9 protein-coding genes are annotated in these 9,190 nt (G+C 62.7%); 3 read left to right on the top strand and 6 right to left on the bottom strand.

All coding sequences use genetic code 11. From position 1 onward, the window contains the following. Window positions 1–249: 249 nt before the first annotated feature. The 3 genes from WCB02_RS10750 to WCB02_RS10740 form a co-directional block, all read right to left on the bottom strand. A complete protein-coding gene (locus tag WCB02_RS10750; protein ID WP_423958107.1) occupies window positions 250–690 on the bottom strand; it encodes a hypothetical protein in 441 nt (146 codons plus the stop codon). Window positions 691–947: 257 nt separating this feature from the next. Continuing rightward, complete coding sequence (locus WCB02_RS10745) at window positions 948–2,087, bottom strand: TDT family transporter (protein WP_423958105.1); 1,140 nt, start codon at window positions 2,085–2,087, stop codon at window positions 948–950. A gap of 95 nt (window positions 2,088–2,182) precedes the next feature. Further along, window positions 2,183–3,154: a malate dehydrogenase gene (locus WCB02_RS10740; RefSeq protein WP_423958103.1), complete on the bottom strand. Its 972-nt coding sequence runs from the start codon at window positions 3,152–3,154 to the stop codon at window positions 2,183–2,185. A 231-nt stretch (window positions 3,155–3,385) separates the two neighbouring features. Between WCB02_RS10740 and WCB02_RS10735 the strand changes: the two genes are divergently transcribed. Further along, entirely contained in the window at window positions 3,386–4,312 is a 927-nt protein-coding gene (locus WCB02_RS10735; protein WP_423958101.1) for a LysR substrate-binding domain-containing protein, read from the top strand. A gap of 126 nt (window positions 4,313–4,438) precedes the next feature. Here WCB02_RS10735 and WCB02_RS10730 read toward each other — a convergent pair whose 3' ends face one another. After that, window positions 4,439–5,245, bottom strand: a complete 807-nt coding sequence (locus WCB02_RS10730; protein ID WP_423958099.1) for a response regulator — start codon at window positions 5,243–5,245, stop codon at window positions 4,439–4,441. Between the two features lie 206 nt (window positions 5,246–5,451). Here WCB02_RS10730 and WCB02_RS10725 point away from each other — a divergent pair, with 206 nt between their 5' ends. Both WCB02_RS10725 and WCB02_RS10720 read left to right on the top strand, forming a co-directional pair. Then, a complete protein-coding gene (locus tag WCB02_RS10725) occupies window positions 5,452–5,691 on the top strand; it encodes a NepR family anti-sigma factor (RefSeq protein ID WP_423958109.1) in 240 nt (79 codons plus the stop codon). Next, the gene (locus WCB02_RS10720) at window positions 5,691–6,236 is read left to right on the top strand and encodes a sigma-70 family RNA polymerase sigma factor (RefSeq protein ID WP_423958098.1); all 546 of its coding nucleotides are present in this window, start codon (window positions 5,691–5,693) and stop codon (window positions 6,234–6,236) included. The genes WCB02_RS10725 and WCB02_RS10720 overlap by 1 nt, the downstream gene beginning before the upstream one ends. Window positions 6,237–6,495: 259 nt before the next feature. Here the strand turns inward: WCB02_RS10720 and WCB02_RS10715 are convergent, their stop codons facing one another. Then, window positions 6,496–8,154 carry a CHASE domain-containing protein gene (locus WCB02_RS10715; protein WP_423958096.1) on the bottom strand — a complete coding sequence of 553 codons (1,659 nt, stop codon included), beginning with the start codon at window positions 8,152–8,154 and terminating at the stop codon, window positions 6,496–6,498. 352 nt (window positions 8,155–8,506) lie between these two features. Next, complete coding sequence (ureG, locus tag WCB02_RS10710) at window positions 8,507–9,139, bottom strand: urease accessory protein UreG (protein ID WP_423958095.1); 633 nt, start codon at window positions 9,137–9,139, stop codon at window positions 8,507–8,509. Window positions 9,140–9,190 lie beyond the last annotated feature (51 nt).

Here is a 9,190-nt window from a genome sequence, read left to right as displayed (position 1 = left end):
CCCACAACATGCTGGCGGATCCCATGCTGGTCGCGACCGGCCTGCAGATCGCGCGCGCCATCGGCATCAAGCGGATGATCCCGATTCTTGCGGTGGGGGGATTGGCGCTGGGGTTCTTGGCGACCCGCGGACAACAGGCCGACCAGCAGGCACCGGCTGAATGAAAAACTTGATAGTCCAGCGGACTGACGGATGGCCGCTTACAAAGCGGAGCGACCTGCTGCGATCTTTGCAATGACCGGCCTGCGCTCAGGTGAGGCAACGTCCCGGCTGCAGCCGCTTGGCGATCTCGGTCAGGACGCTGACCACGGGCTCGCAGGCGACCGTCCGCTGCGCGTTCGGCCGAGTGGAGATCAGCGACGCCGGCGCAGACGTGGCGCCCGAGTGCGGCCCGGACCTACCGTCAGCCAGGGGAATGCGGACCACGACGGAGGTGTCGGCAACGCGGTCGAGATGAATGGAGATGGTCCGGGTCGGCACCTGGGCCCGTGCCAGGGGCCCGGCACGGTCGGCCTTGGCGGCGCGATTGACCTGATCGAGGGTAGCCGCCGGAACAACCGGCGCAGCGGAGAAGGCCCGCAGGCCGCTCGTGAACTCCTGGGTGAGATCGTGACCGAAGGCAAACTGCACCGCACCCAGGGTCGCCGAAAGCGCGATGGCGCCAAATATTCCGGTACGCAGGTGTGACATGACTGAAGATCCCTCGCCCCATGGCGATCAACTGATCAACGTTAGTCGCGGCAGGCGGGTTCTTGGACCGGTCATCACTTAACCGTGTTCAAAAAAAATTTGCTGTACCGGAACGACCGCGGGCGCCGGGAGTCTTTTAGGCAGCCGGTTATTCCCCCCTGCCCCATTGACCGGCGACGCAGGGCGCGGCTGAGGTGATGCCAGCCGCGTCCTGCATTTCTTTGAACGGACATCGGTCGCTGTGAATCGCAGCGGGCTCAAACGACATCCGCTTCGAACCGGGCCGGCCAACGCGAATTTTCCAGACAGGGCGCGGAGAACAAAGCGGTGGTTCTGGCGCCGTTAAATGTGCGCGTCGCCACGATAATCCAGAACACCGTCAAGCAGATCGTCAGGAGCCCGGCCGTGACGGAGAAAAGCGCGAGCCCGGTTGCCCGGTGCAGCGCGAGCGTAGCCAGCGTGTAGACAGCGAGCGGGAACGTGAAACCCCACCAACCGAGGTTGAACGGCAGCCCCTCGCGCAGGTAGCGCACTGTCTTCAGGATGGCGAGCGCGAGCCACCATGCGCCGTAGCCCCAAAACACAATGCCGCCAATGACGCCAAGGCCGAAAGCTACGTCGCCAATGCCGGCGTGACCGTTGGCGGCGAAGACGGCAGGCGCGTCGCCGCCGAGCACCAGTAGTCCCAGCGCGCCAGTGCCAATCGGCCCGAGCGCCAGCCAAGCGGAGACGCCCATATCGCGCTCCGGCAGCTTGTGCAGCACCAGCCGCAGGATGAGCAGCACCAGCATGGTCATGGCGAGCGGCACCGAGAAGGCCCACAGCACATAGCCAAGCACGAGAACGAGGAGCGCTTCCGACGTTGCCAGATGCGGTGCGAGCAGGCCGGCGCTTGCGGCCGCGACCTCACAGGCGACGATGGGTAGCAGCCAGACCGCCGTCAACTTCTCCATGCTGTGCTCCTGGCGCGTGAACATGAAGTAGGGAATGGCGACACCGCAGGCGACCGACATTGTGGCGTCGAGCCACCACAGCCCGTGGGCAATGCCGATAGCCTGTTCGCCTATCAGGTGGACACCAAAGGCCAGGAAGCCATTGACGATGGTTGCCAGTCCCATCGGGATCGTACCGAAAAACATCGACATCACGGGATGCTGGAAAATCCGCCTCGCTTCATCGAAAAACAAGATCCAGCGCGTCGCGTAGAGCAGACCAAAGAGCGCGAAGAGCCCGATGTTCAATAGCCAGAGGCTGACCGCCACCGCATGCAGACCGACGACAGCGAGCGGGAGTTGATCAAGGACGAGCGCCAGTGCGCCGGTTCCCATGGTGGCGGCAAACCAATTAGGCGTAAAATTGCGCACGATCTCGGCTAGCGGCTTGACGCTGCTGTGCATCGCCAACTGTCTGTGAATATAGGTCATGTCGGCCGCCTTGATTTGAGTGCTGTCTATCGTTCATGCGCCAGCGGCCTGCGACCGCAGGCAAATACTTAGGGAATTGCTGATTGTTCGTCTACGAGCTCGGCGCAAGTTCGATCAATCATCTTCCTCGCAAAGTCGTCGATTGGCAGCCTATCGATGCGCTGGTACTTGCCGTCTGCACAAGTGACGGGCACACCGCATATGATCCGCTCCGGAATGTCATAGCTTCCATCGGAAGCGACGCCCATTGAAACCCACCGGCCATTCGTGCCGGCGATCCAGTCGCGCATGTGATCGATCGCCGCATTCGCTGCTGAAGCTGCGGAGGACGCACCGCGTGATTCGATAATGGCGCTTCCCCGCTGCGCCACCCTTGGAATGAGAGTCTCCCTGTACCAGGCTTCGTCCCCAATGAGATCGGGAAGACCGCGGCCATTCGCCGTCGCGAACCGCCAGTCAGCAAACATGGTAGGAGAGTGATTGCCCCAAACGATAACACGCGCAATCTCGCTGACCGGGACACCAGCTTTGCTGGCCAGTTGGGAAACGGCACGGTTGTGATCGAGGCGAATCATCGAAGTGATGTTCTCGACCGGGAAACTGGGCGCGTTTGCGGCGAGAATTGCTGCGTTGGCATTTGCGGGATTGCCGACCACGAGGACGTGGGCAGCGCGGCTGGCGGCCTGATCAAGTGCCCGGCCCTGAGTTCGAAAAATCTCCGCATTCGCGGCCAATAGATCGCGCCGTTCCATTCCCTTGGAGCGCGGCCGCGAACCAACCAGAAAAGCCGCATCGGCGTCCTTGAATGCGAGCGCCGGATCATCGGTGATATGAACATCGGCGAGCAGAGGAAAAGCACAGTCTTCCAGCTCCATTACCACGCCTCGTACCGCCGCCTGTGCCTGAGGGAGATCCAGCAATTGGAGGATGATGGACTGCTCTCGGCCGAAAAGATCTCCGTTGGCGAGACGGAATAGGAGCGAGTAGCAGATTTGACCAGCAGTGCCGGTCACGGTGATCCTTTTTGCCGGGAGTGACACGAAGGCCTCCTTCCAACGTTGGCATCGACCATCAAGTTGTTTGGATAGCGAAATACAATCCAAATACCAGATCAGTTTGATCGACCGAAGCCGTTGACCGCGGCATCGGGATCATTCCCCGCGCCGACGCTGTTCCTTAGGCTCGCGAAAGCAGGCTACCGGCTCTCGAATAATCGTTCCAATATATGTTCTTCATAGGTATGATCTATTATCTAGAACGGATAAGGCAACATGACGCTGGAACAGCTTCGTATTTTCGTCGCGGTGGCCGAGCGTCAGCACGTGACTCAGGCCGCGCAGGCGCTCAATCTGGCACAATCAGCGGCCAGCCATGCCATCGCCTCGTTGGAGGCGCGTCATGATACTAGGCTATTCGATCGCATCGGCCGTCGCATCGAACTGACCGAGGCTGGCCAGGCGCTTCTGACCGAAGCGCGGACAATCCTTGCGCAGGTCGAGCACGCTGAACTCGCGCTAAGCGAATTCGGCAATCTCGAGCGCGGGACTCTGACGGTTCAAGCCAGCCAGACGATAGCGAGCTACTGGCTGCCGCGTCATCTCGTTGCATTCCGGCGGACCCATCCGCGGATCGACATCCGACTTGCGATCGGCAACACGGCGCAGGTGGCCGAGGCGATCGAGACCGGAATTGCAGAACTCGGTTTCGTGGAAGGGGCCGTGAAGGGCAGACAGCTCGTCAGCGCTCCCATCGCGAGAGATCAGCTCGTCCTCGTGGTCGGTCCCGAGCATGCCTGGGCCAAGCGCCTCACCCCTCCGAAGGCGCGCGACCTCCTCGAGGGCGAGTGGGTGCTCCGCGAGCCCGGATCGGGGACACGATCGGTTTTCGAACAGGCTTTGGCACAGATCGGCATCGAGGCCGCCCGTCTCAAAATCGCGATGGAGCTACCTTCGAATGAAGCGGTGCGAGCGGCGGTCGAAGCGGGATTGGGCGCCACGGCGATCTCGGCATCGGTCGCAGCGCCGAGCATCGAAAACAGTCTGCTGCACCACGTTCCGTTCCGTCTGCCGCAACGGGAATTTCACGTCCTACGCCACAGTCAACGTTATCGGAGCCGCGTCGCCGAAGCTCTACTCACCACTTTTGGGCCGCCGACGAAATCACAGCCCCGTCTTCCTCGACGGTCGCAACGGAAATGACCAAACCAACAACCGAATTTATCAGAACTTCCAATTCAATCATTCCCGAACCGCGGCAAAAAAAACCGGCGCGCCTGTTTCAGGCGCACCGGAAGTCGACTCGAACGCAACTGACGCCTCCCCCCTTCAGGAGGCTGCCGCCTTGGGCGCGCGATTGCGCGAATTGCGCTGGAAGAACAGCGCCTGGCTTGCGACCGCCGAAACCATCGCGGGCTGGAACGGTTTCGAGATCAGGAAGGCCGGCTCTGGGCGCTCGCCGGTAAGGAAGCGCTCGGGATAGGCCGTGATGAACACCACCGGTACCTCGAAGGTCCGAAGCAGCTCGTTGACCGCGTCGAGGCCGGACGAGCCGTCGGCGAGCTGGATGTCGGCCAGGATCAGGCCGGGCTTCTTGTTCTTGGCCAGCGCTACCGCGTCGGAATGGGTGCGGGCCACTCCGATGACGTTGTGACCAAGATTACGCACCAGGCTTTCCAGATCCATCGCGATGAAGGTCTCGTCCTCAATGATCAGCACGTCGGTCGCGATCTCGGCGGCCATTTCGCGGCCGGCAGCATCGGCCAGCCGGCGGGTCTCGGCGACGTCGGTGCCGAGAATGTAGGCCACCTCCTCCTCCGGAAAGCCTTCCAGCGACAACAGCAGGAACGCCTGTCGCGGTAGCGGAGTAATGTTGGAGAGCCGCCGCTCCGGCGGCATCGGCAGGGTCGCGACCTCGGCATCGTCATTCAGCGATACCGAGTTCCAGATCCGGGTGAACAGCCGGAACAGGCCGGCCCGAGGGCCATGCTGCTCCTCGAGCAGCGAGGGATCCTGCAGCAGGGCCTCGAGCATGGCCCCGACATAGGCATCGCCGGAGGTCTGGCTTCCCGTCAGGGCGCGGGCATAGCGGCGCAGCAACGGTAAATGTTCAGCAACAAGCTGTGATCGGGACATCCCCACTCCATCGATATTTATGGGCCGCACGATCCAGGGGTGGCCCGGGTTCCCCTCATCCGCAGATTACGCCCGAGCACGCGAAAAGTTCCAAGGGCGTTGGAACTTTCGGGCCGGGATCGCATTAGCTTTTCTACGGAAGGCCCCACACTGAGAAATTCTCGAAGCTGCAGGGACTTAACTCCCGGGGAAACGTGGAACAGGTCATGAAGGATGTAAAGTCTCAAGCCAGCAGGAATGCGGCACCAGGCAAGCAGGGCGGGCTGAATGCCGAGATTCAGTCCAGAATCGGCCATCAATTGCGCGCGATGTATGACGACGTCGTGCGGCAAGGGGTACCGGACCGATTTGCGGAACTTGTCCGCAAGCTTGATGTCCCCGCTCCGTCACCCCACGTGGGCAAGACGGGCGACGACGACACCGACGACAATGGCGGGAGGAACTGATGCCTCTCACGGATTCCCTTCGCGACGACATTCTGGCCTCGGTCCCGAGCCTGCGCGCGTTCGCGATTTCGCTCAGCGGTAATGGCGACCGCGCCGATGATCTGGTGCAGGAAACCCTGCTGCGGGCGCTGGCGAATATCGACTCGTTCCAGCCGGGCTCCAACCTGCCCGCGTGGCTGTTCACGATCCTGCGCAACCTGTTTCGGTCCGATTACCGCAAACGGCGGCGCGAGGTCGAGGATGCCGAGGGCAACTACGCCAAGACGCTGAAAACGCAGCCCGCGCAGGGCGCGCATCTGGAGTTCGAGGAATTCCGCGTCGCGCTCGACAAGCTGCCGCAGGACCAGCGCGAGGCGCTGATCCTGGTTGGCGCCTCCGGCTTCTCCTACGAGGATGCCGCCACGATCTGCGGCTGCGCCGTCGGCACCATCAAGAGCCGCGTCAATCGCGCGCGCTCGAAGCTCGCGGCGCTGCTCTATGTCGACGGCGCCGATGATTTCGGCCCCGATGAAACCGTGCGCGCGGTGATCGGCAGCAGCGGATAACGGCCGCGCGCCAGCCGTCGCTTTCACGACGAGCGCGTGCGTGGCCTCGGCCAGGTGAGGTGGAAGCAACGGCTTTATAGCCCAGACGTAGTGCCCGCGCGTGCTGCCGCAGGGCGTGGGCAGTACGTGCAGTTTCCGGTGCAGCAAAGACGCAGAAAAAGACGCAGAAATAGACACGTGGATCGCCAGGATGGCGCGCGCAAGCACTGCTTTCCTTCCGGGCGGTCCGACGGACGGGCGATGATGAAAACGCGCTGATTTACCGGGACGGCCGCACTGGCGCTGAAATCTGCTCGGTGCGGTCTCGTTCGGTCATGTCGACCACGGTCGCCATCGGCGCAGTGAGTTCGTAGACATAGCTGACCTCCGTGAAATAGCGCTTGGAGGTGCCGCCGAGCGCCTCCGGCGCCACGCGGTCGAGCAGGATGAGCCCGAAATCGCTGTCCGGCCGACGCGTCGCCTCGCTGGTGTTGAACTCCTCCCAGCGAAACTGGAAAATCGTCTCCGGCTCCGCTCCGGTGACCTCCCATTTGGCGACGATGTGCGGGTGTTTGCCGACCAGCGACAGCCCTTCGTCGGAATGCGACGCCAGCTCGTAGAACAACAGCGACAGGCTCTGCGCGGCGCGAGCGCTGACCGAGATGTCGGGACCGCTCACCGCGATGCGCTCGGCATGGGGAATCGAGCGCGCCTCGAACAGGCCGCGCAATTTGACGCCCTGCCACTGGCTTTCGCTGAGCAGCGAGACGACATTGGCCATGGCGTGGATCCGGCCGATCAGCAGCTCGCGCGCGACGTCGATGTCGGAGCCATGACGCAGCGTCCGCGTCACGATCGACTGGATCACCGCGAGGATGTTCTTGACCCGGTGATTGAGTTCGTCGATGACAGCGGTAAGCCGACGCTCGAAGCCGATCCGCACCTGGATTTCGCGGCTCATGCGCAGATTGTTGTAGGCGACATAGCCGAACAGGCCGCAGACGATACCGGTAAGCGCCAGTCCGATGGCGCCGACGATGACGGCAGTCTGCTCGGCGCGACGGACGGCACTGCTCTTGGCGTAATAGTCCAGCGTCCAGTCGCGGGCGCCGAACGTCACGGTGCGGGTCGCGGACGGCGCGGGCTGATCCGGCGCCACCGTGCGCGAGGTGACGAGGCCCTGGTCGTTTGCGGTCAGCTCGACACCCGCCGCGCGCGGATCCTTCAGCGCCACCGAGAACAGCGACAGGTCGTCGTTGGTCAGCATCAGCTGCGACAGCTCGTAGGAAAACGTCACGAAGCCCGCCGGCGACGTCACGCCGTTCTGCACCACGGGCGCGGCCAGAGCGAGCCCGATCGGGCCGTCCGGCCGCAGCAACGGGACCGGATCGGAGGCGACGGATTTTCCTTCCGCCATCGCCCGGTCCAGCATCGCCCTGATCGCCGCATTCTGGTCCAGCACGTGCCCGACAAGGACCTCTGTCTCCGCGTTGCGCGGCTCGACATCCATCAGGACGTCGACCGGCTTGTCGATCGCGTGGGGGTCGACCGGGCTGCCGTCGATATTGCGGATCGCAGGATTGGGAAATCCAGCCTGCGCCAGCTCGGCGCCGGCCACATCCAGCTCGCTCGGCTTGAGCCGCGCCACCCAGCCCGCGACGACGAAGTCGGTCTTGAAGGCGTAGATCGACGAGCGCAACGGCTCCAGCATGTTGGCCTTGACCACCGACGGCGCCCGGAACAGGCCCGAGGCGACGCGGGCCAAGAGTTCGCGCTCGGTCAGGCGGTCCTGTACAAGGCTGGCATGGACATCAATGGCGCGGCTCAGCGCGATGCCGTCGATCGTGAGCTCCTGCTCATGCACGCGATACGCCGCCAGTCCGGAGAACAAGACTCCGATCAGCGCGATGAGACCGATGATGAAACCAAGCCGGACCACTCGCCTACTCGAAAATTCGGGGCTGGCGCAAACATGAGGCAGTCATTGGGAGTCCGCCGGGACGGCAAGAGGGAGCTGTAAGACACGCCAGCCTGCGCTGTATATTGATTGAACCATGAAGGATAGGCAACTGCGGTCGCATCGAAGCTTGCCCGGTTGCTTAACGGTGGTTGCGCAAGCAGGTGGGAGGCTGTCAACTTCGCCAGCCGATTTTTGTTCCGGTGCTTCGACAATCTTTCGGCCAAATGTCGGCTCGCCTGCGGAGGGGCGCACGGGCGCAGTCGGTCTCGTAAAAGTTAATGAACGGCTTTCGTGATTCCAGCCGGAACGGAATTCCGGGAGGAAAAGAAGTTCAAGAGAAAAGGACTCGCGGCTTGAGACCTCCCTTGGCCTCGATGAAATCAATGATGCGATCCAGCCCCTCGCTCTTCTTGAGATTGGTCATGACGAACGGCCGCGGGCCGCGCATCCGCCGTGCATCGGTCTCCATCTTCTCCAACGAGGCGCCGACATGGGGCGCAAGATCGATCTTGTTGATGACCAGAAGGTCGGACCTGGTGATGCCGGGGCCGCCCTTGGAGGGGATCTTGTCGCCGGCCGCGACATCGATGACATAGATCGTCAGATCGGCCAGCTCCGGCGAGAACGTGGCGGCAAGATTATCGCCGCCGGATTCGATCAGCACCAGATCGAGGCCGGGAAACTTCGCCCGCATGTCGGCGACCGCCGCGAGATTCATCGAGGCGTCCTCGCGAATCGCGGTATGAGGGCACCCGCCGGTCTCGACACCGGCAATGCGGTCTGGCGTCAACGATCCCGAGCGCACCAGAAACTCGGCGTCCCATTTGGTGTAGATGTCGTTGGTGATGGCAGCGATGTCGTAGCGCTCGCGCATCGCCTTGCACAACAGGTCCATCAGCGCGGTCTTGCCGGAGCCGACCGGGCCGCCGACGCCGATCCGAAGCGGGCCGTGCGAATGAGCCATGTCAGATACTCTTTCCGTTTTCGTCGTCCCGGCGAAGGCCGGGACCCATAC

Origin of the sequence: Bradyrhizobium sp. (assembly GCF_049581145.1) — a bacterium.
Taxonomy (GTDB): Bacteria; Pseudomonadota; Alphaproteobacteria; order Rhizobiales; family Xanthobacteraceae; genus Bradyrhizobium.
Note: the sequence above shows the minus strand (reverse complement) of the source record. Positions and strands in the feature narration are given on the sequence as shown.

What these genes read in the sequence shown, in the direction of transcription:
- WCB02_RS10750 (WP_423958107.1), bottom strand. Translation starts at nt 690, where the DNA reads ATGTCACACCTGCGTACCGGAATATTTGGCGCCATCGCGCTTTCGGCG.
- WCB02_RS10745 (WP_423958105.1), bottom strand. Translation starts at nt 2,087, where the DNA reads ATGCACAGCAGCGTCAAGCCGCTAGCCGAGATCGTGCGCAATTTTACG.
- WCB02_RS10735 (WP_423958101.1), top strand. Translation starts at nt 3,386, where the DNA reads ATGACGCTGGAACAGCTTCGTATTTTCGTCGCGGTGGCCGAGCGTCAG.
- WCB02_RS10730 (WP_423958099.1), bottom strand. Translation starts at nt 5,245, where the DNA reads ATGTCCCGATCACAGCTTGTTGCTGAACATTTACCGTTGCTGCGCCGC.
- WCB02_RS10725 (WP_423958109.1), top strand. Translation starts at nt 5,452, where the DNA reads ATGAAGGATGTAAAGTCTCAAGCCAGCAGGAATGCGGCACCAGGCAAG.
- WCB02_RS10720 (WP_423958098.1), top strand. Translation starts at nt 5,691, where the DNA reads ATGCCTCTCACGGATTCCCTTCGCGACGACATTCTGGCCTCGGTCCCG.
- ureG (WP_423958095.1), bottom strand. Translation starts at nt 9,139, where the DNA reads ATGGCTCATTCGCACGGCCCGCTTCGGATCGGCGTCGGCGGCCCGGTC.